Consider the following 22,829-nt stretch of genomic DNA (forward strand, 5'->3'; position numbering starts at 1 on the left):
TCTCAGACTATTCGAGACCACCGTCAACTTAAGTGAGCACTGCTCTTGACAATTTCAACCCGTAGGCTTGATAGTTAAAGCGAGAGCACCGCTCTTTACTGAAAAGATGAAAGATTACCTGAATTGAGACCTCATGGAAAACGTTAAAATTGTCACTGGGGCAGGACCCGTTGGCGCCACCGTGGCCCTGCAACTTGCCAGTGCCGGCCATAGCGTGCGGTTACTGACCCGTTCAGGCTCGGGCCCGGAACACCCCTTGATAGAGCGTCGCCGGGTTGACGTTAGCGAACCCGCACAATTGCACACCGCGATGGTGGATGCTGACACCGTCTTCCATTGCATTCATGGCTCAAAGTACAGGGCAGATACCTGGCGCAAGGAGTTGCCGGGCGCGGAACGCACGGTCCTTGCCGTGGCGGGAGAGTCGGGTGCGCTCGTGGTTTTCCCGGAAAGCCTCTACGCCTATGACACCCCGGAAAAAGTTATGACCGAGACCAGCTCGCGCACGGCAAGCGGAGGCAAGCGCGGGGTCCGCACAGAGCTGCTGGCCGCTCGAGCCGCCTCGAAAACTCCCACAGTGAGCGTGGTGGCCTCCGATTTTTTTGGTCCGCTGGTACGCGGGGCCCATGCTGGCGAGCGTATGGTTCATCGCATCCTGACAGGCAAGCCCCTACAGCTCCTAGGCAGCAGCACCATCCCGCACTCATTCACGTATGTCCCGGATCTGGCCGCAGCAATGGTTCGCGCGGCATCACTGCCGGCAACGTGGAACACAGTGCTGCATGCACCCAGCAACAAGGCCATCTCTCAGCGTGAGCTTGCCTCGGCTTTTGCCGCTGCCGCCGGAGTCGAGCTCCCTAAAGTGAGATCCCTCCCGGGGTGGGCGGTTTCCATGGCAGGCATTTTCTCCTTGGACACAAGGGAGCTCACTGAGATGATGTATCAGTTTCAGGCCCCGTTTATAATGGACTCCCTGGCCACTGAAAAGCTCTTGAACCTCTCCCCCACGCCTCTCCATGCGGCTGCCGCGCAGACTGTGCAGTGGTGGCAAAGACGCCGCTAGGTTATCGCCTCAACGCTCAGGGCAACCTTGCGAAGCAGGACGGCCAGGAGTTCGCGCTCCTTGCCGGTGAGCCCTGCGAGCATTTCTTGATCACTGCGCAGCAGGCGTGGCAGCTCGCTATCCACCAGTTCCCGTCCTTGTGGAGTTAAGCGCATGAGTACAACACGGCCGTCGCGTTCCCAAGGGAGCCGCTCAATGAGTCCCCGCTTAACCAAACGGTCGGTATTTTTGGATGTTGAGGCACCACTAAGCATGGTCGAAGCAGTAATTTCACTTGCCCGCAGGGGTGATTCGGCGCGGGCTAAGGTACAGAGAACGTCAAATTCGGCCCGCGTCACTTCCGCTGGCAACAATCCATGACCCGCCCTTTGGGAGGACAGTGCGCCAATTCTGCCGATGCGCCCCATAATTTCAATGCTGCCAACATCCAGATCCGGCCGGGACCGCTCCCAACCTTCCCTGGCACGGTCTACAAAGTCCTTGGGCGCTGCCTGCTCGTTCATGATTCCAGTCTAGAGACAACTCTCACAGCTCATACTTTTTAATTTACTAGTAAATTACTTGTAGAATAAAAAGATGCCCCTTTCCTCCCGCTTTCACCACATTGGCAACGCCTTGGCTCATTCAGTGGCGCCCACAACCTGGCGCAAATCCTTCGTGTTGCGGCCCACCGATGCCGTTTTTGTTCCGGCCATCAAGGTTGGCATTGCGGGAAGTCTTGTTTTAGTAGCTGGTGGACTGCTAGGCCACGAACAGCTGGCAGGGATCGCCGCCCTGGGCGCACTGACAAGCGCTTTTGGCCGCTATCAGCCTTATCGGCGACTTTCGCTGATGCTTATCATTGTGGCGTCAGCACTGCTGATCTCGACAGGGATCGGTGCACTACTAGGCGCTTTGGGCGCGCCTTTTAGTGTGCAGATCCTGGTACTTTCAGCTATCGCGGCGCTGGCTTCCCACACCTTCTCGGCTTTTCACATCACGGGTCCGGGGGCTGTCATTATGGTCTTCGCGGCTGCCGCAGGTTCGGGTTATGCGGATAGTTTTTCTGCGGTTCCGCGCGCAGTTGCGGCTTTGGGAATTGGCGCTGCGGTTGGTTGGCTTGTTGCCATGGCCCCGGTTTTGGCCTTTCCCATGGGTCCTGCCCGGCTGGCCGTGGCCCGCGCTATTGCCGCCGTGGTGAGCCTGGGTAATGCAAGTCATTCTGGGATGAACAGCGGCGGTACCTCCCGAGCCGTGGCCCGCACCGCTGCCCTCGCAGCCTTACACACTGCCCGGGAGTCAGTAGCGGTCAGCTCCGAACATCTGCACAGCCGCACGGTCCGTTCGATGAGTTTTTCCCACCACGGGGAGCAGCTGAATCTCTTGCTGGATGAGGCCTACGCCGCACTGGACCTGGTGGAAGCACCTGCCACTACCGCCGCTCTTACCCTTTTATCCCATCATGAAGCTGAACTGCGAAAGATACGTGGCACATTCGGCACTACTGCCCTCCACAGCTCATTGCCTTCCCTGAGCTTATTGCCTTCTCTGAGCCCACCAGCCGATGGCAGAACAACAGCACCAAGTCTGCTGGTGGTTGCCCGGGCAGGGCTCGGTTCCCGGGCAAGCGTCCACCAAGCATTACGCATCGCTGCCGCCTCGGCTCTCTCGGGATGGGCCGCGGCCGGACTGGGTCTTGAACATCCGTTGTGGGCCTCCATGGGAGCTGTGGCAGCTTTGCAGGGACTGAACTACAGCTTCACACTCCAGCGAGGCATCCAGCGCATGGTAGGCAATGTGGTTGGAGCTGCTTTAGCCGTTGCCCTCCTTGGACTTTCCTTGGGCTTTTGGCCCTCGGTTGCCATGGTGGTACTTTTTCAGGTCCTCGCCGAACTACTGGTCATGAAAAATTACACACTGACCACCATTGCCGTGACACCCATGGCGCTGATCATGACGAGTATGGGATCTCAGCTAGGGCCCGAAGCCGCTTTAAGCCGGGTGGCAGACACCCTGGTGGGTGTAATCATTGGCGTCCTCGTGGCGGCGATCAGTATTTCACTGGCCGATCAACACCACATAGCGACTCGGCAGCCTACACACTGACTCGGCAGCCTACACACTAGGCCAGCGGCGCCAGGCCCATCGCACCCGCCAGTAGTTCATAGCTCCGGATCCATGCTTCACGCTCAGTGACCTGTGTGGCCACAATGAGCTCATCGGCGTCGGCCTTGAGCGCAAATTCATCCAAGTACGCGCGAGCCACCGATGGTGTTCCCACAGCGGCGTAGCGGAACATGTTGGCTACCTGCTGGCCTGCTGGGGAATCGAGTAGCAAGTCCATTTCGGCTGCGGTAAATTCTTGTCCACGGCCCACTAGGGAAACCACCCGACGCCGCCTAGCCTCCAGTGCCAGGCGGTCCGCCTCTTCCTGGGTGTCGGCCACAATGGCGTTGACGCCAGCAATCACATACGGCTTAGCCAGTGCGGCAGACGGTTTGAACTCACGGCGGTAGATGCGCACAGCGTCTTCAAGTGCCTGTGGCGCAAAGTGAGAGGCGAAGGAATAAGGCAGGCCCAGCGCTGCGGCCAACCGTGCACCAAACAGCGAGGATCCCAGAATGTACAGCGGTACGTTCGTGTTCTTCCCCGGGTAGGCATTAACCCCTGAAATGCGCGTCTGGCCCTCAAAGTATGCCTGCAGTTCCTGCACATCGGAGGGAAAAGCATCGGCAGCGGAAGGATCCCGGCGCAGCGCACGCATGGTGTTTTGATCGCTACCCGGGGCACGGCCCAGTCCAAGGTCGATCCGGCCCGGGTGCAGTGTCTCCAAGGTTCCGAACTGTTCGGCGATCTGCAGGGGTGAATGGTTGGGCAGCATGATGCCGCCAGCACCAAGGCGGATCGACTTCGTTTGGGCGGCCACGTGGGCAATCAAAACACTCGTCGCTGAAGAGGCGATAGAGGGCATATTGTGGTGTTCAGCAAACCAAATCCGTGTGTAACCCCACCCTTCCGCCTTTTGCGCCAGTTCCACGGATGAGGTGAAACTCTCAGCAATGCCGCCCTCGCCCACGTGGGCGAGGTCAAGGATGGAAACAGGAAGTGACATGGTTGCTACCTTTCGAATGGGGTTTCCTTAGCGCCAACCTCCGGCCACGTCAGGATATTTCCATTCGTGGCGCCCCTCACTCCCCCACCCCGACGCTCGCTCACTCCGCGTCGTGTTATTGCCCACCCTCGCTCACTCCACGTTCATTTTTGGCCGACCCTCGCTCACATCAGAATCCTTTAGTTGTATCAGCTGGAATGATCGCTCCTCTCTGGGGCGGCCGCATCGAGACTGAGCCACTCAAGTGCTGCCAGCGCTGCGGCCCTCCCTGCCCGGTTAGCGCCCAGCGTGGAGGCCGATGCCCCATAGCCCACCAGCAATAGCCGCGGTTCTCTGCTCACTTTTACCCCGTCCATCACTATGCCTCCGCCTGGTTCACGCAGTTTCAGGGGCGCCAAATGGTCCATAGCGGCACGGAATCCGGTGGCCCACAAAATGGCATCAGGGGCAAACGTGCTCCCGTCAGAAAATATTGCACCCTCATCGGAGACCCGCTGCAAGGGACCCCGTGACACCAGAATTCCGGCAACAATTCCGTTATGGTACTGCTGTGTTAAAGGCAGGCCGGTGACGCTCACAACACTCGATGGCGGCAGCCCAGCAGAGGTACGTGCGTTAACGCGGGCTTCAACATCACGGCCCCACGCAGGATCGAACGGGCGTGCCGTGAATTCAGGCGTGCGCCGCGTTGACCACGCCGTTTGAACTCCTGCCTGGGCTAATTGCAACAAAAACTGCACTGCAGAGGTTCCGCCGCCAACCACCAACACCCGCTGCCCGGCAAAATCTTCAACGGATCTAAAGTCATGGGTATGGCGCTGCGGCCCAGTAAATTCATCCACGCCCGGATAATAAGGCCAATGCGGCTTGTCCCAGGTGCCGGTGGCATTGACCACCAAGGACGTAATAAAGTCTCCGGAGTCAGTTTCCACCACCAACGGCTCGCTGACAGTGTGGGCAGGTAAGTCGCCGTCGTTCTCGGAAAGGCCGGTGCCAAGTCCAGGAGCAAGCGAGCGCACGGACGTTACCTTAATGGGCCTGTGCACGGGCAGGCCAAAGGTTCGTTCATAGTTGGCGTAGTAGCGTGCCACCACCTCTGAGGCAGGCTCGGTGGCCTTGGCTGGCGGAAGTCTCATGCCGGGCAGGTCGTGAACGGCGTGCGCTGCCCCTAACGTGAGGGAATCCCAGCGGTGCAGCCATGCCCCACCTGGCGCGGGGTTTGCATCGAGCACAACGAAGTCGGTCTCGGGCCGAAGCCCGTGTCGGGCCAGATAATATGCCGCCGACAGTCCGGCTTGACCGGCCCCAATAATCACCACGTCCAACATGTTTTCCTCCTACCGTGAGGGAACCTGCCGCGACCGTGCGCTATTCCGGCTGTGCTGCGCGCCACTGGACTGCGCGCTGTGAGAGTAGTTTATCCGCGTAGTAGACAGCCACGGCTCCCACGGCGTACGCGATGAGGTCCAGTGCGGAGAACGTGGTACCAAGGATTAAGCGCGACGGCGGGAAGCTCACCGCAAGTTGTTCGGGCACACCGCTTAGCTGGGCACACTCGATGAGGGTGCTGATGGCAAAAGCCGCCAGTGCCAGCCAATGCCGGGCCACCTTGGGCAAGATTAGCGCCAGCACCAAGTACAGAAGCACCGTGTAAAGACCGTCGGTGATCAGGCTTGCCATCTCGCCTGGGACAAAGAAGTGGATCGCCAATCCCAGAACGGCAATATCCGTCGCCGCGATGAACAGTGCAATGCGCCGGGTCTTTAGGGTTTTGGAAAAAGCCATGGGGCTGAGTCTAATAGGATACCGGGGTATTCTTACGCCCGGACCACGGGCAGCTCTTTCCATTCCGTGGTGTACCGAGGAGACGAGAGTTCGCGCTTCATGGACCAACTCGGTGCATCTGAAAGACCCCCCACGCCGATGCCGATGGCGGTGCTGCCAAATTTATTCCGCACCTCACCCAATAAGTCCCCCACGTTGGGTTGTTCCGGCCCCACCCCAAATACGTCAAGGACTTCGGGGCCCATCACCGGCTCAAGGCCGTGGAACATGACCCCGGCACGCAGGTAGGACGCTCCCGGAATGGCACTTTCTCGCATGGCAGCTACGGCGGCGCGGATCAGCACAATGGGGTCTTGGGTGGGTGTGGCAAAGCGAATTGTTACGGCCGGAAAGCTTCCCTCGCCACCGGCGAAGCGACTGGTTCCGGCCGTAACTGTCATGCTTGCAGCCCGCATACCCTCCTCGTTCAGCTTCACCGCTCCTCGTTGTGCGTAAACAGCCATGACCTCTTCCATCTCCTGAATGGTGGTCACGGGAGTGGAAAAACTGCGAGAAAACATGATCTGCTGTTTGTCTGCCCGTTCCTGCGTATGGGCAATGCACTCGGTGCCATTGAGCTCCATGACGGTACGCTGGAGCACCACAGAGAATTTCTTGCGGATGAGTGACGGGTCCGCGGCCTTGAGATCTGCGATGCTCTCGATGCCCATCAGCTTCAACCGCGCCGAGATTTTCCCGCCAACACCCCACAGCCCGGACGCGGGCACACGTGCCTGGATGGCGGCCACCTGCGCCTGCGGCATTGTGTCAAGAGCACAGACACCTCCGAACCCAGGATTTTGCTTGGCAATCCGATTGGCAAATTTAGCAAGTGTCTTCGTGGTGGCCACGCCGACACAAACGGGCACTCCCACATTGCGCATGACGGCAGCGCGGATGTCATCCCCGGCAGATTGCAGCTGCGCGCCATCCCCAACTAACCCAACGAACGATTCATCAATCGAGTACACCTCCTGCCAGGTTCCGTAACGGCCCACCACCTCCATCACCCGCGCACTCAAATCCCCGTACAACTCGTAGTTGCTCGAACGCGCCACCAGCCCCCATGCTCTGGCTTGAGATTGGATCTGAAACCATGGCGTTCCCGTTGCGATCCCAAGGGCCTTGGCTTCGCCAGACCGCGCCACCACACAGCCATCATTATTGGAAAGCACGACGACGGGGCGGTCTTCCAGCTTTGGGTCAAAGACCCGCTCGCAAGAGACATAGAAGTTGTTGACATCTACCAGCGCAATCCGTGCGTTACTCACGGGTTTCCGTTCGTTCCAAAGCCAAAGCTGATAATCGGCGGAACTCCGGCGGTCAGATGTTCAAGCACGTAGCGTTCGTGCGGGATCATCTCTGCTGGCAGATCGGAGAGATGGAACCATTGTAGATCCGCTGCTTTGGCGGGTTCCATGATGCGAGGCTCGCCACTCCACGCCTCACAGCTGAAGAAGAAATCTACTCGTTGGGCAAGGGTAGGACCATGGGGATGGGAGCGGTGCATGGTTGTCAATGGCAGCAAGTGTTCGGCACTCACGCTCACGCCGAGTTCTTCATGCGCTTCGCGCACTACGGCAGCCTCAGCGGATTCGCCGGCCTCAACATGCCCGGCCGCAGCCGTAGCCCAACGCCCGTCCTGGTAGCCGGTTCCTTGGCGTAGCTGCAGCAGCACCGAAGCAGCACGGCGAAAAATCACATAACTGACCGGAATCAGGGCCAATGGTTCAGCCATGTGGCTACTCCTTCACAGACTAGGCGCGCGGACAACATTTTACTGAGGAACTCACCCAGCCTTGGACAAGTTCCCAGTCTTCACTGACGTGGAGCAACCGCTCTCAGTTCTTCCACAACGGCATAAAGACGGTCGCCCCTATCCCCCCGGTACCACCTACACGTGATGTAGACACCGGGTGACAACACCCCAAATATTTATCTCGTCAGTGGAGTCGGCAGCGATCGGGGGCAGAGGAGGGGCAGGTTCAGTGGCCAAGGAGGTGGCGCCGTCGTGCATGAGAAGACGACGGATCAGGAGCTCACCAGCAACGATCGCAACCACCACAGACGCATCACGCGGAGTCAGGGCCCTGTCCACAATAATTTCATCGCCATCTGCGATCCCTGCTCCTGCCATGGAGTCTCCAGCCACGCGCATAATGAAGGTGCTGGTGCGGTCTCTGATCAGGTGACGGTTGAGATCGATCCCGCCCTCAAAATAATCTTGTGCAGGGGAAGGAAAACCGGTCGGTTCATGGCTGCGGGGCTTCCGTGCGGCAGGATCCACACCAAACACATCACCACCGCCTAGAACAAAGATTCGAAAGAATTCTATCTTATCACCGTACTCCAGTGGCGTCTGCCGCCAGTTCACCGGTTCAGAGTGGACCCTCAGCGATGCCGGCGAAGTTATTGAAGCTGTACAGGTGGATGCCTGCCAGCGGCGTTTCCACTGCCGCCAACTGCTCCATGAGTGGCTCGGGGCTGTACTTGCTGCCCCCCAGCAGCCTGCGCCCAAGCGATCCTTGGCCGCTAAGAAAGCGCAGCGAACTGCCCACACCGATCTTCGTCGCGAGCCCTACCAGCTTGGTTCGTGGAATCGCGCCGGCAACGCCAGCCCAGACAGGAAGCTCAATTCCCACTTGCCGAAGTCCTGCGATGTAGCTTTCTATGGTTCCAGCCGAGAAACACATTTGAGTGACAAGGTAATCAGCCAGCTGATGCTTGGCCATCAGCGAGTCCGCCAACTGTTGGGTGCTCATGGCGGGATGGCCTTCCGGATATCCGCCCACACCCATCCGCAGGCTGTGTCCACTGATATCTTCTATCTCCTGCATCAGAGCACCACTTGAGGCGTAGGGACCGTCGGGGCGGCCTTTATCCCCGCCAATGGTGAAAACCTCGGTGATTCCGGCTGCGCTGCACTGCTTAAGAATTCCAACGAGTTGCTGGCGGGTAGAAATGGAGCGGGCTGCAAGATGCGGGACCGCGTTGTAGCCGCGATCCGCCAGTGCTGACGCTGTTTCCATGGTGCGCTCAACCCCGTGGTGGGGAAGGCACGTCACGGTGAGCGTTGTCCCGGACCGAAGCTGACTCGCCACTGCCTCTACAATTCCGTGCGTGGGGATGATTTCCACGCGTAGTGCCGGTGGTGACTTCCCCGTCATGGCTAGTGGGCGGCGATCAGGGAGGCGGCTTCTTGGCGGGTGTGTCCGGAGTCTTCGATGCCATCAGCGATGTGGGCTAGATGTTCGGGGATATCACGGCCCTTTTTACGCATCGCAGTGGCCCAGAGCCGTCCGGCACGGTAGGAAGAACGCACCAATGGCCCACTCATCACACCAAGGAAACCGATTTCTTCTGCTTCCTGATTTAGATCCATGAACTCCTGTGGCTTGACCCAACGATCCACCGGCAAATGCCGCTCGGAGGGGCGTAGATACTGGGTGATAGTGATCAAGTCAGTGCCGGCATCGTGCAGATCCTGAAGCGCCTGGCTAATCTCCGCCCGTGTTTCACCCATGCCCAGAATCAGGTTGGATTTAGTGACCATGCCCTGATCCCGGCCCTGAGTAATAACATCCAAGGAACGCTCATACCGGAACGCCGGACGGATACGCTTGAATATCCGTGGCACCGTTTCCACATTGTGAGCAAACACCTCAGGGGCAGAGTCACAGATCGCGCTAATGTGCTCAGGCTTACCGGAGAAATCAGGAATCAATAATTCAACCCCGGTGTTCGGGTTCATTTCATGGATCTTACGAACCGTTTCGGCATAAAGCCACACACCCTCATCGGCCAGGTCATCACGAGCCACCCCTGTAACAGTGGCGTAGCGCAGGTTCATTTTCACCACTGAACGAGCCACCTTCGTGGGTTCAAACATATCAATCGGGGAAGGCTTACCCGTATCAATCTGGCAGAAATCACACCGCCTTGTGCACTCGGAGCCACCAATCAAGAACGTGGCCTCACGGTCTTCCCAGCACTCAAAAATATTTGGGCAGCCAGCCTCTTCACACACCGTGTGCAGACCCTCGCTCTTGACAAGGTTCTTCATCGCGATGAACTCCGGGCCCATCTCAACCTTGGCCTTCATCCACTCAGGCTTACGCTCAACCGGAACAGCAGCGTTGCGCTGCTCAATACGCAATAACTTGCGTCCTTCAGGTGCCAACGTCACGAAAATGCTCCTTCTGACCGGCCCGCTTCCACGGAACCGGCGGATGATATTTGATCTAGCATTCCACCACGTTGACGGCCAGGCCGCCCATGGCTGTTTCCTTGTATTTGGAGGACATGTCGCGTCCGGTTTCACGCATAGTGACGATGACTTCGTCAAGAGAAACCCGGTGCTGTCCATCACCCCACAACGCCATTTTAGCCGCGTTGATGGCTTTGGCTGCGGCGATCGCGTTGCGTTCAATACAAGGAATCTGGACCAGCCCTCCTATGGGATCGCAGGTCAATCCAAGGTTGTGTTCCATGGCGATCTCGGCAGCATTTTCCACCTGTTCAGGTGTTCCTCCCATGACTTCAGCCAACCCGGCCGCTGCCATGGACGACGCCGAGCCCACCTCTCCCTGGCAGCCCACCTCAGCACCGGAGATCGAGGCTTGTTCCTTGTAGAGGACCCCCACCGCGCCGGCAGCCAGCAGGAATTTGAGAACAACGTCATCGATCTTTTCCTGCGGAGCGTTGTGCATCCCGTCAATATAATGGGTTGCGTAAAACATGACGGCGGGAATAATACCTGCGGCTCCGTTGGTAGGTGCAGTGACCACGCGCCCACCAGAAGCGTTTTCCTCGTTGACGGCCAGCGCTACCAGGTTAACCCATTCCTGCCAGAATTTTGGGTCTCTGTCCGGGTCTTCGGCACGAAGTCGCTGGTGCCAGGCAGGAGCTCTGCGCCGAACTTTCAATCCACCAGGAAGCAATCCCTCGCGGTTGAGGGAAGCGTTCTTGCATTCCTCCATGACGTCCCGGATGTGCAGTAATCCACTGCGGACTTGATCTTCACTGCGCTCCACCAACTCATTGGCGAGCATGACGTCGCTAAAGTTTCCACCCTCCGTGGCACAGTGTGCCAGCAGTTCCACTGCCGTGCGGAAAGGATACGGCAGCAGGGCCTTAGAAGATTCCAATTCTGCTTCGGCTTCATCAACAGCGCCCTCCCGGATGATGAATCCGCCACCCACAGAAAAGTAGGTGGCCTCAAGCAACACATTGCCTGCGGCGTCTTTAACACAGAATTTCATCCCGTTGGTGTGCCTGGGCAGGATGGTCAGCGGATGCAAGATGATGTCCTCGGCTCCGTAGACCAACGGAACACTCCCGCCCACAAGGAGCGGCTCACCAGCAGCAAAAGCGGCCAGCCTGGATTCCACTTCGGCGGGGAGGATCAAATCCGGTTCCCGGCCTTCTAATCCAAGGAGAACCGCTGTCATGGTTCCGTGGCCACGGCCAGTGGCGGCCAGTGAACCGTAGAGATCTACCCGGACCGAAGCAACCTGTTCCAAGGCATGCTGCTGGGCCAGTTCCTTGGCAAAGGCCGCGGCGGCCCGCATGGGACCTACCGTGTGGGAACTGGATGGGCCAATTCCCACTGAAAACAAGTCAAAGACGCCAACAGACATGTGAGTACCTCACTCAAGAGCAAATACTACTCCGGTGCGAATTTCACCGAAGGGCCGGGCGCACCGTGACGGTGCATGCCCGGCCGGACATCCTGCGGGCGCCACCGTCCAAGGCTTCTCCCACAGGATCTAACGCTACCTTTAGGACAAATTGGCCACTGATGGGTAGAGGGGGTGTGCCACTGCTAGCTCACTCACGCGCGTGCGCAGCCCAGTAAGGTCAGCCCCGGCGTCGGCGATGAGAGCCTCGGCGATGATGTCCGCCACCTCGGCAAACGCTTTCTCACCGAACCCACGGGTTGCCAAGGCCGGTGTACCAATCCGAAGGCCCGAGGTCACCATTGGCGGACGCGGGTCAAACGGAACTGCGTTGCGGTTGACAGTGATGTCAATACTTGCCAGACGATCTTCCGCTTCCTGACCGTTGAGCTCACAGCTACGCAAATCCACCAGTACCAGGTGCACATCCGTGCCGCCGGAAATTACTGAGATCCCCTTGGCGCTAACATCGGCTTCCATGAGGCGCTCGGCCAAGATGCGCGCACCGGTGAGCACCCGCTCTTGCCGCTCCCTGAACTCCGGTGTTGCTGCGATTTTGAAAGCCACGGCTTTGCCGGCAATGACGTGCTCCAGCGGACCACCCTGTTGACCGGGGAAGACAGCCGAGTTGATCTTCTTGGCAATCTGAGGTTCGTTGCTCAAGATGATGCCCCCGCGTGGACCGGCCAGGGTTTTGTGCGTGGTGGATGTGGTGACATGGGCGTGAGGTACTGGCGAAGGGTGCAATCCGGCGGCGACAAGACCGGCGAAGTGGGCCATATCCACCATCAGGAATGCCCCTACCAGGTCTGCGATTCGCCGGAATTCGGCGAAGTCCAGTTGGCGGGCGTAGGCGGACCAGCCGGCAACTATGAGCGCAGGCTTGTGCTCAAGCGCCAAACGTTCCACCTCTGCCATGTCCACTTGGTGTGTATCTTCGCGAACTTGGTACGGGACCACGTTGTACAGGCGCCCGGAAAAGTTAATCTTCATCCCATGTGTCAGGTGCCCGCCGTGAGCTAAGTTCAGCCCCATAATGGTGTCTCCGGGCTTGATCAACGCATGCATCACTGAAGCGTTGGCCTGTGCCCCGGAGTGCGGCTGAACGTTGGCAAAGCCTGCGCCAAAAAGATCCTTGACCCGATCGATTGCCAATTGCTCAATAACATCCACATGCTCGCAACCACCGTAGTAGCGCCGTCCCGGGTAACCTTCGGCGTACTTGTTTGTCAGTACTGAGCCCTGTGCTGCCATAACGGCAGCAGCTGTGTGGTTTTCGGAGGCGATCATTTCCAGACCATCACGTTGGCGAGCCAGCTCGGCATCAATCTGAGCGGCAATTTCCGGATCAAGTGAGGCCAGGCTGGCATCCAGGCTTGGTGAGGTGACCTGGACGTAGTCCGCAGTGGTCTCGGCGCGGCTCACAGCTCGCCACCATTGGCAGCTGCGTACTCGGCTGCTGTCAGCAGCGGTCCTTCTGACTCAACATTTACCTTAAACAGCCAGCCCTCTCCGTAGGGATCCGTGTTGATCACGGCCGGATCGTCAACGGCGGCTGTGTTCACTTCGCTGACCACACCGCTCACCGGGGAGAACAGGTCAGAGACGGACTTGGTCGACTCAATCTCTCCGCATTCTTTACCTGCTGTAACCTGCTCCCCTACTTCGGGAAGGTCTACATACACAATGTCACCGAGCGAGTCGGTGGCCACAGCCGAGACACCTATGGTGGCCGTACCCGCAGCGTCGCGGGCAATCCACTCATGCTCAGCGGAATACATTAGTTCAACTTTTATCTTGCTCACGGTGATCCTTCTCCTTGGGAGATTATCTAAAGGGGGAGATTATTTTTGACGCTTATAAAACGGCAATGCCACAACTTCGAACGGCTCGGACTTCCCGCGCAGGTCAACCTCCAACTGGGTTCCCGCTTCGGCGTGGGCAACATCAACATAGGCCAACGCCACGGGATACCCCAACGTGGGGCTGGGCTGACCGGAAGTCACCTCACCAATGACTGCACCGTCGCTTAGAACCGGGTAGTGTCCGCGAGCCGCACGGCGTCCCAAACCCTTCAGGCCCACTAATTTGCGTCCGCTTGTGACGCCGTCGCCGGCTTCCTTGATGGCCGCCAAAGCTTGTTTGCCGATGAAGTCACTCTCTTTGGCCAGTGAAACCACAGGTCCAAGACCAGCGGAGTAGGCGTGGCCGTCGGTGGAGAGTTCATTGCCGTACAGCGGCATCCCAGCTTCCAAGCGCAGTGAGTCGCGAGAGGCCAACCCGGCCGGGATGAGTCCCTGATCCTTACCGTTTTCCAGCAGCGCTTCCCACAGGCCAGCGGCTTCGGCGTTGGGCACGTAGATCTCAAACCCGTCTTCACCCGTATAGCCGGTACGTGCAAGCAGCAGTTCCTGGCCGTTGATGGCCACCTCCGCCGCAGCGTAGTACTTCATGCCTGTCACAAGGGCATGCTGTTCTGGCGGCACTAGTGTGAGCAAAATAGTTTCAGCATGCGGACCCTGCACGGCAATCAGGGAGATTTCATGGGTCACATCCTCAACTGTGACCTCAAAACCTGCTGCACGTTCAGCCAGCAGCGCTGCCACGGTGGCCGCATTGCCTGCGTTGGGGACCACCAAGTATTTCTCATCCCCCAAGCGGTAGGAAATCAAATCATCGATGATTCCGCCGTCTGCGTTGCAGATCAGCGAGTACTTGGCCTTGCCCACAACCACGCTGGAGAGTTTGCCAGCCAGGGCGTAGTCCAAGAATGCGGCAGCCTCGGGGCCGCTCACCCAAATCTCACCCATGTGGGAGAGATCAAACAAGCCCGCTGCTTTACGGACAGCGTGGTGTTCGGCCAGTTCCGAGGAGTATTTCAGGGGCATCTGCCAGCCGCCAAAGTCGGTAAAGGATGCGCCGGCTTTCACGTGCTCTTCATAAAGAGATGTGTGGTTCTGTGTCATGATAATTCCTTTGCCGTGGTGGTTTGCTAAAACAACAGTCCGGGTAAGTGAACTTAGTTATCTTCGAAGTCTTCGATGGGAGGACAGGAGCAAACCAGGTTGCGATCTCCTGCCGCACCGTCAATGCGGCCCACAGGCGGGAAGTACTTGTCTTGGCGAAGGCTCTCCACGGGGAACACGGCTTGTTCGCGCGGGTAGCCGCGGTTCCATCCGGAGTCCACTACGGCGGCAGCCGTGTGGGGTGCGTTGCGCAGCGGGCTATCAAGCAAAGTGAACGCTCCTTGGGCTACCTGGTCGATTTCAGCACGGATGCTGACCATGGCGGAGATGAAGCGGTTGATCTCGCCCAGGTCCTCTGATTCTGTGGGTTCCACCATGAGGGTGCCGGCCACGGGGAAGGACAATGTTGGTGCATGGAAGCCGTAGTCAATTAGGCGCTTGGCTACATCTTCAGCAGTGACACCAGTTTCTGCTGTCAGTGCCCGTAGGTCAAGGATGCACTCATGGGCTACCAGGTCTCCTGCCCCTGTGTAGAGAACAGGGTAGTGCTCGTTGAGTTGGGCGGCAATGTAGTTTGCCGCCAGCAGAGCTGATTTGGTTGCCTGCGTGAGACCCTTGCCGCCCATGAGCTTTACATAGGCCCAGGAAATAGGCAGGACTCCGGCGGAACCAAAGCGTGATGCGGAGATCGGGACACCGGTTGATCCGGTGGAATCTGTGTTGGCATCCCCGGGCATGAAGGGAGCCAGGTGGGCTTTCGCTGCGACAGGGCCAACCCCGGGGCCACCGCCGCCGTGGGGGATGCAGAATGTTTTATGCAGGTTCAGGTGGCTGACGTCTCCACCAAACTGCCCCGGTTTTGCCAATCCTACAAGTGCATTCAGGTTTGCCCCGTCAACGTAAACCTGACCGCCGGCTGCATGGACGGCGTCGCACACCTCGCGAACATCGGCGTCGAAAACTCCATGGGTGGAGGGGTAGGTGATCATGATGGCTGAGAGCTGGTTCTTGTGAGTTTCGATCTTGGCGTTGAGGTCAGCGTGATCGATTGTGCCATCTGCTGCGGTGGCAACAACCACAACTTTCATCCCGGCCAGCACTGCTGAGGCAGCATTGGTGCCATGGGCGGACTGCGGAATGATGCAGATGGTGCGTTGGTCATCGCCACGGGAGAGGTGGTAGCCGCGGATAGCCAAGAGCCCCGCAAGCTCACCCTGAGAGCCGGCATTGGGCTGAATTGAAACCTGGTCGTAGCCGGTGATCTCGCACAGGTCAGCTTCCAGAGACTCGATCAACTCACGCCAACCCTGCGTCTGCGAATCCGGGGCAAACGGGTGGATCGAGGCGAAACCGGGCCATGACATGGCTTCCATCTCGGCTGTGGCGTTGAGCTTCATGGTGCAGGAGCCCAGCGGGATCATGGTGCGGTCTAGGGCCAGGTCACGGTCGCTCAGGCGGCGGATGTAACGCAGCATCTGTGTTTCGGAACGGTGGGTGTTAAAGACCGGGTGCGTGAGGAAGTCTGAGCTACGCAGGGTTTCAGCGGGCAGCGTAAAGTCTGAACTGCGAGCCTGATCGGTGCCGTCTCCTGCTGGTGCGGCCCCAAACACGGCGGCAACACGAGCTACTATGTCCGGCGTCGTTGTTTCATCAACGGAGATACCTACGTGATCGGCATCAACGGGGCGTAGGTTGATCCCGGCACGCTCCGCCGCTTGAACAAGCACCCCAGCGCGTCCTGGTACGTGAACGGTGAGGGTGTCAAAGAAAGCGTTGTGCACCAGCTCAACCCCGGAGCCCTGTAACGCCGCAGCCAATGTGCGGGCGTGGCCGTGGACTGTTTCAGCAATCGCTTTCAGTCCGGTGGGTCCGTGATAAACGGCGTACATCGAGGCAACAATGGCCAATAGGGCCTGGGCGGTACAGATGTTGGAGGTGGCCTTCTCGCGGCGAATGTGCTGCTCACGGGTTTGCAGGGCCAGCCGGTAAGCTGGCAGCCCGGTGTTGTCCTTGGAGACACCCACAATGCGCCCCGGCAGCGAGCGTTCCATGCCTTCGCGAACGGCCATGTAGGCAGCGTGCGGTCCACCGAAGAACAGGGGCACACCAAAACGTTGGGCCGTTCCCACGGCAATATCCGCACCCTGTTCTCCGGGAGGGGTAATCAGCGTCAGAGCCAGTAGGTCCGCTGCGACTGTGACGAGCGCGCCTCGCTCCTTGGCCGCGGTGATGATGGGTGCGTGGTTAAAGACACGCCCCGAAACCCCTGGCTGTTGGAGTACGACGCCGTTGATCTCACCTTCTGGCAGGCCCAGCGAAAGATCCGCCACTTGAACATCAAAGCCCAAAGCTTCGGCCCGGCCTCTGACGATGGCGATGGTTTGTGGCAGCAGATCCGCGTCAAGAACAGTTTTGGCGTCTGCGGCCGCTTTTGCCTTATTCGCCCGGCGCATGAGCAACACGGCTTCCGCCACCGCGGTTGCTTCATCCAGCAGCGATGCGTTGGCCACAGGAAGTGCGGTGAGGTCGCTAACCATGGTTTGAAAGTTCAGCAGGGCTTCCAAGCGGCCCTGGGAAATCTCCGGCTGGTAAGGGGTGTAAGCGGTGTACCAAGCGGGAGCTTCAAGAATGTTGCGCTGAATCACCGGCGGTGTCACTGTGCCGTAATAACCCTGACCGATCATTTGCACGGCCATGGTGTTTTTGGCTGCGAGTGCGCGCAGTTCACTGAGAACTTCAACTTCGCTGAGTGCAGCCTGGAGCGCCAGGGGCTTTTCTTGGCGAATGGAATCCGGCACTGCCGTGTCTACCAACGAATCCACGCTGTCATAGCCAATGGCCTTCAGCATGCTCTCAACATGGGAGAGCTGGCGGGCGCCAATGTGGCGGTCTGCGAACACGCTCGGGCTTGATTCAATCGTCAAGAGGAACTCCAAAGTACGGCCGTCCCGAAGGTACGGCATGGGTGGGGTTCCTCCCCGCTCTGTCTTGGACCTGAGAGATTCCGCGAAGGAGATTCGCTTTGCACCGTCGGTGAGTCCGGTTACCCGGACTGCTTTCCAGAGTTGCCTCGCCGAAGCGGTACGTGGGCCTGAGAGATTCCTGGGGAGGATTTGCTCCTACGGCGCCGCCACATTGCTGGGAGGACTCTCCCGCTACGGTTCAAAAGGCATATTAAAGTATAGGTGATTCACAACACAGGCTACACCAGAGATCTGAATGAACAAAACCAATCCTTGATACAACACATTGAGAAATTCGTAAAAAGGAGTCATAAGCTAGTTCATGTGACTGAGTTGAACAGCGATCCGGGGGTTGAACAGCGATCGGGGCACGAAGTGAAGGCGGAGAACCGGCCAGGTAACTCTCACCTGCCAGCAAACCTGCCAGCTGGAGGGTCCTGGGATGGACATCGACAGGGCAGCTGCGGGTATCGGCGAGTTCTAGCGGCCCTGGCGTGTGCCGGCGTGGCAACCTTCGCCCAGTTATATTCCTTGCAGGGCTTGCTTCCGTTGGTGTCTCGGGAACTCAATGTCACTGCGGCGCAGGCATCCTTAACTGTTTCAGCCGCCACGGTAGGGCTGGCTGTTGCTGTTTTACCGTGGTCATTTGTTGCTGACCGGTGGGGACGGGTCCCCACCATGGGTCTGGCTGTAATTCTGGCAACCATCTTTGGTTTGCTGGTCCCCTTGTCCCCAAACTTTGGTTTCTTAGTAGTTCTTCGCGTTTTGGAAGGTGCCGCTCTGGGCGGTATTCCAGCATTGGCCATCGCCTACCTCACCGAAGAAGTCAGCGCACGCAGTGCCGGTGCGGCAGCAGGTGCTTATGTAGCTGGTACCACCCTGGGTGGATTGTTTGGCAGGTTACTAGCAGGCCCGGTGGCCGACGTGGCGGGATGGCGCATCGGCACCTTGGCTGTGTCACTGTGCGCGGCTGTGGCCGCCGTTGCGTTCCTGCTGCTGGCGCCGCGACCACAAGGTTTCTTACCGGCGCGTACGGGAGGTTTTGGGGCAGTGCTGGCCAAGCTACTGCCCCAGCTGCAGCATTCCTCACTGGTGGCCCTATACGCACAAGCTTTTTTGCTGATGGGTGCTTTTGTCAGCGTTTACAACTACTTGGGCTTTCGATTAGAAGCTCCGCCCTATCTGTTTCCGGCTTCAGCGGTGGCTCTGCTTTTTCTGGCGTACCTGGCCGGCACGGTATCCTCGCGAGTCGTGGCCATTTTGGCGAACCGTTGGGGCAGACGCTCGGTACTGCTGGGCTCCACCACCGTAATGGCTATTGGGTTGGGCATCACTGTGGCCAGTGAAGTTCCCATCATTCTCATAGGGCTGGTGCTGTTCACTGCCGGCTTCTTTGGTGCTCACAGCATTGCTTCGGGCTGGACAGGCGCCCTAGCCAGCACCGGCCGGGCCCAAGCTTCTTCGCTTTACAACCTCAGCTATTACGCCGGTTCCAGCGTGGTTGGGTGGAGTTCGGGCCTAATTTTTCAACATTTTGGCTGGACAACCATGGCGGGGGCACTGGCACTTCTGGCCGCGTTGGCCGCCATCCTCGCAGTGCTTCTGCTCCCACGGCATCAATAAGGCAAGAAGGCCACCCTTTGAACTGTGACCTGCCCAAACCTGAACCTTTCTCAGTAACAAATCAGTAGCAAGGCCCTTAAAGAGCACCTACCGTTGCGCACTCCTAGCGGGTGCGCAGGCAGTCCCCGGCCGTATGGTGCATGCGCAGCGCTTCAACTACCGGAAACAGCATGATCACGCCCAGTACGGCAAACGTCCACTGGTAGCCCGCCTCGGGCGACGCGGCGGGTGTTCACGCCACAAGGGTTTGCGCGGCATGCAGCACCAACGCACAAACGGCCACACCCAGCCCGGTAGCAATCTGGGCGATTGTGGAAGAAAGAGTGTTGGCACCTGCCATGCCGGCCTTGGGAACGTCAACAAATTGCCGGCAAACACAACCATTGTCATCATTCCGGCTTCAAAGGCACTCCAACCAAATCCAAGAATGAACATCAGTGGCAGCAAAAACGGCACAGCACTGATCACCAACCGGTATAGCGCCCCGCCACTATTGGCCACCTGGAACGTGTGGATTCGAAGCGCTCGCAGGTCCAGCAGTGGATGCCGGGTGCGTTTGAACCACCACAATGCCGCTGTTATTGCGAGAATTGCCAACCCAAGCAGGGGTGCCACGCCGAACCACGGTGTGGGTGCCGTCCCCACCAGTTCCATGCCAATGACTAAAACCGCCAAGGCACCCCCGCAGAGGATGAACCCTACCCAGTCAGGCGGGGCACCCTTCTGGCGCGAATATCCGGAACCACTCTGGCGGTTGTGATGATCGCGACAATGCCCTGCGGGACGTTCAGTATGAAGATCCAGTGCCAGCTGGCGTAGGTGACAAGCAGTCCACCCAATACCGGGGCCAGCACGGGGGCAATTAGCGCCGGCCAGGTCAGGTAGGCGATTGCTTCCAGGAACTCTTTTTCGTCTGCATCCCGCAGCACAACCAACCGACCCACAGGCCCACAGGCCCACAGGCCCACAGGGACCATCATGGCCCCACCCAGGCCTTGGAGCATCTTGGCTCCGCGAAGAAAAATGAGATATGGGCTGAGCGCACACAGCAGTGAAGCGATGGTAAAAATGGCAATGGCTTACGCAAATACGCGTCGGGCGCCAAACCGTTCTGCCAGCCAGCCGCTGATGGGGATCCCCACGGCCAAGGTGATGAGGTAGGTGCCGGCAACCAAAAGCGCCAGAGGACGGCTCAAGGAACTGCTGCTGGCCGTCGTCGCACTTTTCAATCCCACCACCCAAGCACAGCCAAAATCAAGCACAGGTTAGGCGGTCAGCCCCAGCTGGCTCATGCGTTTTGAATGGTTGCGGGTGAGCATGCTCAGAATAGCTGAGACCTCGGCGGCGGCCTGTTCCTGCGTGGCGTCCGGGCGAAGCCCAACCAAGAAGCTGTGCCTGGCCCCGATCCGTTGCACCTGGGTCAGCGCCTCCCCGACCATCCGCCGGCCCCACAACGCGAGCCTGGACGAAAGCCTGGGATCCTCGGAGAGCATCTTCTTTAGTAGAGATGTTAGGACGGAAATCTGTTCCTCGCTGGTGCGTACTTGCGCTATTGCCTCGCGAGTGGGCGCGTCCAAACGTTCGGCAATGGCCGCATAAAATTCTTCAGTAATGGTCTCAACCACATAAGCCTTCATCAATGACTCATGCCAGTCAGCCGGGCGGGTGCGTTCGTGGAAGGCGTCAACCATGCGCTGGTAGGGCGCCATGGCCAACTCCGGGTCCATGCCCATGGCATTGAGCCGGGCACACATCATCTCATAATGGCCAAACTCGCTCACAGCCATCTTACCCAGCACGGCCCTGTCACTAAGCGATGGCGAGTGCCGCGCATCGGTGGCCAGACGTTCAAAAGCGGAGAGCTCCCCGTACGCGATACTGCCCAGTAGATCCACAATAAAGGTGTCATAGCGGGCGCTGAGTTCTCCTGCGGAAACGGAATCATCGGCGTCGGAAGCTGAAATACTCATACCTAACAGCGTAGTGTGTGCCGCGCCGCTATTGCTCCTCGGCTGGAATCGTTTACGCTGAAACAGTGCCGTACTCTCACATTGGCGTCAAAAGTAGCGCCGCGCAAGCGTCCCTTACCCAAGCCTTGGCTGCCTTAAACGTTGAGTTTAAACTGCCGGAGAATTTTGATCCGGAGGTGCTGGCGGAGGTTGAGGCTGTCATCGCCGCCCATCAGTTGCCCAGCACGGACCTCACCGCGCTTCCCTTGATCACCATTGATCCTTTCGACTCCCAGGATTTGGATCAGGCCATGTATCTTCAGCGCAGCGGGGAGGGTTACACGGTCCATTACGCCATAGCTGATGTGCCATCCTTTGTGCCAGTTGGTGGCCCCCTCGATGCCGAAACACGCCTCCGGGGCCAAACGATTTACACCCCGGGTCAGCGCATTCCTTTGCATCCTGCGCGACTCAGTGAGGGTGCCGCCAGTCTCCTTGCCAACGATCCGCGCTCGGCATACGTTTGGGAAATCAGTTTAGCCGCCGATGGTTCTCAGACCGCCTGCCAGGTGCGCCGCGCCACGGTGCAAAGTATTGCCAAGCTCGGTTATGAGCAAGCTCAGCAGATGTACGACGACGGGAGCGCCCCGGACGCTTATGCCGGCACTTTGGCGTTGCTTGCCGAGATTGGGACAAAACGTATTGAGCTGGAGCGTGCTCGGGGAGGCGCGAGTTTGAATGTGCCGGCCCAGGAAGTGGACTTCGTGGACGGCCGTTATGTTCTGGAGTTCCGGCCAGGGCTGCCCATTGAGGACTGGAATGCCCAAATTTCGTTGCTGACGGGGATGGCCGCCGCCGGGATCATGATCGAAGGAAAAGTGGGTATTCTGCGCACCATGCCTGCCCCTGAAGAGGATGCTGTGACTGCGTACAGGATGCAAACCATTGCCCTAGGCAAGCCATGGAGCACGGCCCTGTCTTATGGGGAGTATCTTCGCACCCTTGACACAACTGACCCCAAACAATTGGCGTTGATGCATGCGGCCGCCACATTGTTCAGGGGCGCCGGTTACACCCCCTTCTATGGCACTGTGCCCGAGCAAGTGATTCAGGCCGCAGTGGCCGCACCCTATGCACACACCACGGCCCCCTTGCGCAGACTAGTTGACAGGTTTGTACTGGCGATTTGTGCGGCTCTGTGTGCCAAGACGGAAGTACCGGACTGGGTTATTGAGGCGCTGGATCAGCTCCCTGAGATTATGTCCGCCTCCAATCAGCTGGCTAATAGGGTGGACAGGGCAGCCACTGACACAGTTGAGGCAGCCCTCCTCAGCCACCGGGTGGGCGAGGAATTTGACGCCATTGTGATTGCTGGGCCTAAAGGAAACGGGCACACCTCCAAACCCTCCGCAGCCCGCAGCTCGATTCAAATAAGCGTCCCGGCAATCACCGCTTATTGTGAAGGTGACCTTGAAGTTGGCACTGTGGTGCGGGTGACGCTGACGGCTGCAGACATCCTCAAGCGTAAGGTGACTTTCGTGCCGTCAGCGAAAAGTTAGGGTGTACGGCTAGACTAATAGGGTAGACATGGATGCCCGGTCGTTGATTGATAGTTTTGAATTCAACAAACCGCCCCTGCGCGCGTCTTATCAGTTCCTTCCGCACACGTCAT

The 22,829-nt window shown here is 58.6% G+C and carries 21 protein-coding genes and 1 riboswitch; of the genes, 4 read left to right on the forward strand and 17 right to left on the reverse strand.

Features of this window, described 5'->3' with window-relative positions; genetic code table 11:
* Positions 1-133 precede the first annotated feature (133 nt).
* Positions 134-1,063, forward strand: a complete 930-nt coding sequence (locus AAFM46_RS12730) for an NAD-dependent epimerase/dehydratase family protein (RefSeq protein ID WP_343318144.1) — start codon at positions 134-136, stop codon at positions 1,061-1,063.
* Here AAFM46_RS12730 and AAFM46_RS12735 read toward each other — a convergent pair.
* Positions 1,060-1,566, reverse strand: coding sequence for a MarR family transcriptional regulator (locus AAFM46_RS12735; RefSeq protein ID WP_283530940.1), 507 nt, complete (start codon positions 1,564-1,566; stop codon positions 1,060-1,062). The two genes, AAFM46_RS12730 and AAFM46_RS12735, sit on opposite strands and share 4 nt — an antisense overlap.
* A gap of 73 nt (positions 1,567-1,639) precedes the next feature.
* Between AAFM46_RS12735 and AAFM46_RS12740 the strand changes: the two genes are divergently transcribed.
* Positions 1,640-3,148 carry an FUSC family protein gene (locus AAFM46_RS12740; RefSeq protein ID WP_343318147.1) on the forward strand — a complete coding sequence of 503 codons (1,509 nt, stop codon included), beginning with the start codon at positions 1,640-1,642 and terminating at the stop codon, positions 3,146-3,148.
* Positions 3,149-3,164: 16 nt separating this feature from the next.
* Here AAFM46_RS12740 and AAFM46_RS12745 read toward each other — a convergent pair whose 3' ends face one another.
* From AAFM46_RS12745 to gcvP, 13 genes are all read right to left on the reverse strand, one after another.
* On the reverse strand, positions 3,165-4,154 hold the full coding sequence (locus AAFM46_RS12745) for an LLM class flavin-dependent oxidoreductase (RefSeq protein ID WP_343318149.1): 990 nt from the start codon (positions 4,152-4,154) through the stop codon (positions 3,165-3,167).
* Positions 4,155-4,342: 188 nt separating this feature from the next.
* Positions 4,343-5,482 (reverse strand): FAD-dependent oxidoreductase, encoded by a 1,140-nt coding sequence (locus tag AAFM46_RS12750; RefSeq protein ID WP_343318151.1) that lies wholly within the window; start codon positions 5,480-5,482, stop codon positions 4,343-4,345.
* Between the two features lie 40 nt (positions 5,483-5,522).
* Positions 5,523-5,939 carry a DUF2809 domain-containing protein gene (locus tag AAFM46_RS12755; RefSeq protein WP_343318152.1) on the reverse strand — a complete coding sequence of 139 codons (417 nt, stop codon included), beginning with the start codon at positions 5,937-5,939 and terminating at the stop codon, positions 5,523-5,525.
* 32 nt (positions 5,940-5,971) lie between these two features.
* Entirely contained in the window at positions 5,972-7,249 is a 1,278-nt protein-coding gene (locus AAFM46_RS12760) for a Y-family DNA polymerase (RefSeq protein ID WP_283530945.1), read from the reverse strand.
* Positions 7,246-7,716 (reverse strand): NUDIX domain-containing protein, encoded by a 471-nt coding sequence (locus tag AAFM46_RS12765; RefSeq protein ID WP_343318154.1) that lies wholly within the window; start codon positions 7,714-7,716, stop codon positions 7,246-7,248. The genes AAFM46_RS12760 and AAFM46_RS12765 overlap by 4 nt, the downstream gene beginning before the upstream one ends.
* Positions 7,717-7,872: 156 nt before the next feature.
* A complete protein-coding gene (gene umuD, locus AAFM46_RS12770; protein WP_283531190.1) occupies positions 7,873-8,274 on the reverse strand; it encodes a translesion error-prone DNA polymerase V autoproteolytic subunit in 402 nt (133 codons plus the stop codon).
* 82 nt (positions 8,275-8,356) lie between these two features.
* The gene (locus AAFM46_RS12775) at positions 8,357-9,145 is read right to left on the reverse strand and encodes a methylenetetrahydrofolate reductase (RefSeq protein ID WP_343318156.1); all 789 of its coding nucleotides are present in this window, start codon (positions 9,143-9,145) and stop codon (positions 8,357-8,359) included.
* 2 nt (positions 9,146-9,147) lie between these two features.
* Positions 9,148-10,164, reverse strand: a complete 1,017-nt coding sequence (lipA, locus tag AAFM46_RS12780; RefSeq protein WP_283530948.1) for a lipoyl synthase — start codon at positions 10,162-10,164, stop codon at positions 9,148-9,150.
* 55 nt (positions 10,165-10,219) lie between these two features.
* Positions 10,220-11,617, reverse strand: a complete 1,398-nt coding sequence (locus tag AAFM46_RS12785) for an L-serine ammonia-lyase (protein ID WP_283530949.1) — start codon at positions 11,615-11,617, stop codon at positions 10,220-10,222.
* A 141-nt stretch (positions 11,618-11,758) separates the two neighbouring features.
* Positions 11,759-13,081 (reverse strand): serine hydroxymethyltransferase, encoded by a 1,323-nt coding sequence (gene glyA / locus AAFM46_RS12790; protein ID WP_283530950.1) that lies wholly within the window; start codon positions 13,079-13,081, stop codon positions 11,759-11,761.
* On the reverse strand, positions 13,078-13,461 hold the full coding sequence (gcvH, locus tag AAFM46_RS12795) for a glycine cleavage system protein GcvH (protein WP_283530951.1): 384 nt from the start codon (positions 13,459-13,461) through the stop codon (positions 13,078-13,080). The genes glyA and gcvH overlap by 4 nt, the downstream gene beginning before the upstream one ends.
* A gap of 39 nt (positions 13,462-13,500) precedes the next feature.
* The gene (gene gcvT / locus AAFM46_RS12800; RefSeq protein WP_283530952.1) at positions 13,501-14,622 is read right to left on the reverse strand and encodes a glycine cleavage system aminomethyltransferase GcvT; all 1,122 of its coding nucleotides are present in this window, start codon (positions 14,620-14,622) and stop codon (positions 13,501-13,503) included.
* A gap of 53 nt (positions 14,623-14,675) precedes the next feature.
* Complete coding sequence (gcvP, locus tag AAFM46_RS12805) at positions 14,676-17,546, reverse strand: aminomethyl-transferring glycine dehydrogenase (protein ID WP_343320447.1); 2,871 nt, start codon at positions 17,544-17,546, stop codon at positions 14,676-14,678.
* A 145-nt stretch (positions 17,547-17,691) separates the two neighbouring features.
* A riboswitch (glycine riboswitch) is annotated at positions 17,692-17,787 on the reverse strand.
* Between the two features lie 206 nt (positions 17,788-17,993).
* On the opposite strand from gcvP, the gene AAFM46_RS12810 reads away from it, so the two are divergent.
* Entirely contained in the window at positions 17,994-19,208 is a 1,215-nt protein-coding gene (locus AAFM46_RS12810) for an MFS transporter (RefSeq protein WP_283531192.1), read from the forward strand.
* Positions 19,209-19,382: 174 nt separating this feature from the next.
* Here the strand turns inward: AAFM46_RS12810 and AAFM46_RS12815 are convergent, their stop codons facing one another.
* The 3 genes from AAFM46_RS12815 to AAFM46_RS12825 all read right to left on the reverse strand — a co-directional run bounded on the left by AAFM46_RS12815 (position 19,383) and on the right by AAFM46_RS12825 (position 21,178).
* On the reverse strand, positions 19,383-19,883 hold the full coding sequence (locus AAFM46_RS12815; protein ID WP_343318161.1) for a hypothetical protein: 501 nt from the start codon (positions 19,881-19,883) through the stop codon (positions 19,383-19,385).
* A gap of 23 nt (positions 19,884-19,906) precedes the next feature.
* Positions 19,907-20,212, reverse strand: coding sequence for a hypothetical protein (locus AAFM46_RS12820; protein WP_343318163.1), 306 nt, complete (start codon positions 20,210-20,212; stop codon positions 19,907-19,909).
* A gap of 261 nt (positions 20,213-20,473) precedes the next feature.
* Positions 20,474-21,178: a ferritin-like fold-containing protein gene (locus tag AAFM46_RS12825; protein ID WP_343318165.1), complete on the reverse strand. Its 705-nt coding sequence runs from the start codon at positions 21,176-21,178 to the stop codon at positions 20,474-20,476.
* A gap of 65 nt (positions 21,179-21,243) precedes the next feature.
* Here AAFM46_RS12825 and AAFM46_RS12830 point away from each other — a divergent pair, with 65 nt between their 5' ends.
* On the forward strand, positions 21,244-22,716 hold the full coding sequence (locus tag AAFM46_RS12830) for an RNB domain-containing ribonuclease (protein ID WP_343318167.1): 1,473 nt from the start codon (positions 21,244-21,246) through the stop codon (positions 22,714-22,716).
* The last annotated feature ends 113 nt before the right edge of the window (positions 22,717-22,829 follow it).

The organism is Arthrobacter sp. TMP15, from assembly GCF_039529835.1.
Classification (GTDB): Bacteria; Actinomycetota; Actinomycetes; order Actinomycetales; family Micrococcaceae; genus Specibacter.

What these genes read in the sequence shown, in the direction of transcription:
- AAFM46_RS12730 (WP_343318144.1), top strand. Translation starts at nt 134, where the DNA reads ATGGAAAACGTTAAAATTGTCACTGGGGCAGGACCCGTTGGCGCCACC.
- AAFM46_RS12735 (WP_283530940.1), bottom strand. Translation starts at nt 1,566, where the DNA reads ATGAACGAGCAGGCAGCGCCCAAGGACTTTGTAGACCGTGCCAGGGAA.
- AAFM46_RS12740 (WP_343318147.1), top strand. Translation starts at nt 1,640, where the DNA reads ATGCCCCTTTCCTCCCGCTTTCACCACATTGGCAACGCCTTGGCTCAT.
- AAFM46_RS12745 (WP_343318149.1), bottom strand. Translation starts at nt 4,154, where the DNA reads ATGTCACTTCCTGTTTCCATCCTTGACCTCGCCCACGTGGGCGAGGGC.
- AAFM46_RS12750 (WP_343318151.1), bottom strand. Translation starts at nt 5,482, where the DNA reads ATGTTGGACGTGGTGATTATTGGGGCCGGTCAAGCCGGACTGTCGGCG.
- AAFM46_RS12755 (WP_343318152.1), bottom strand. Translation starts at nt 5,939, where the DNA reads ATGGCTTTTTCCAAAACCCTAAAGACCCGGCGCATTGCACTGTTCATC.
- AAFM46_RS12765 (WP_343318154.1), bottom strand. Translation starts at nt 7,716, where the DNA reads ATGGCTGAACCATTGGCCCTGATTCCGGTCAGTTATGTGATTTTTCGC.
- AAFM46_RS12775 (WP_343318156.1), bottom strand. Translation starts at nt 9,145, where the DNA reads ATGACGGGGAAGTCACCACCGGCACTACGCGTGGAAATCATCCCCACG.
- AAFM46_RS12785 (WP_283530949.1), bottom strand. Translation starts at nt 11,617, where the DNA reads ATGTCTGTTGGCGTCTTTGACTTGTTTTCAGTGGGAATTGGCCCATCC.
- gcvT (WP_283530952.1), bottom strand. Translation starts at nt 14,622, where the DNA reads ATGACACAGAACCACACATCTCTTTATGAAGAGCACGTGAAAGCCGGC.
- AAFM46_RS12820 (WP_343318163.1), bottom strand. Translation starts at nt 20,212, where the DNA reads ATGCTCCAAGGCCTGGGTGGGGCCATGATGGTCCCTGTGGGCCTGTGG.
- AAFM46_RS12825 (WP_343318165.1), bottom strand. Translation starts at nt 21,178, where the DNA reads ATGAGTATTTCAGCTTCCGACGCCGATGATTCCGTTTCCGCAGGAGAA.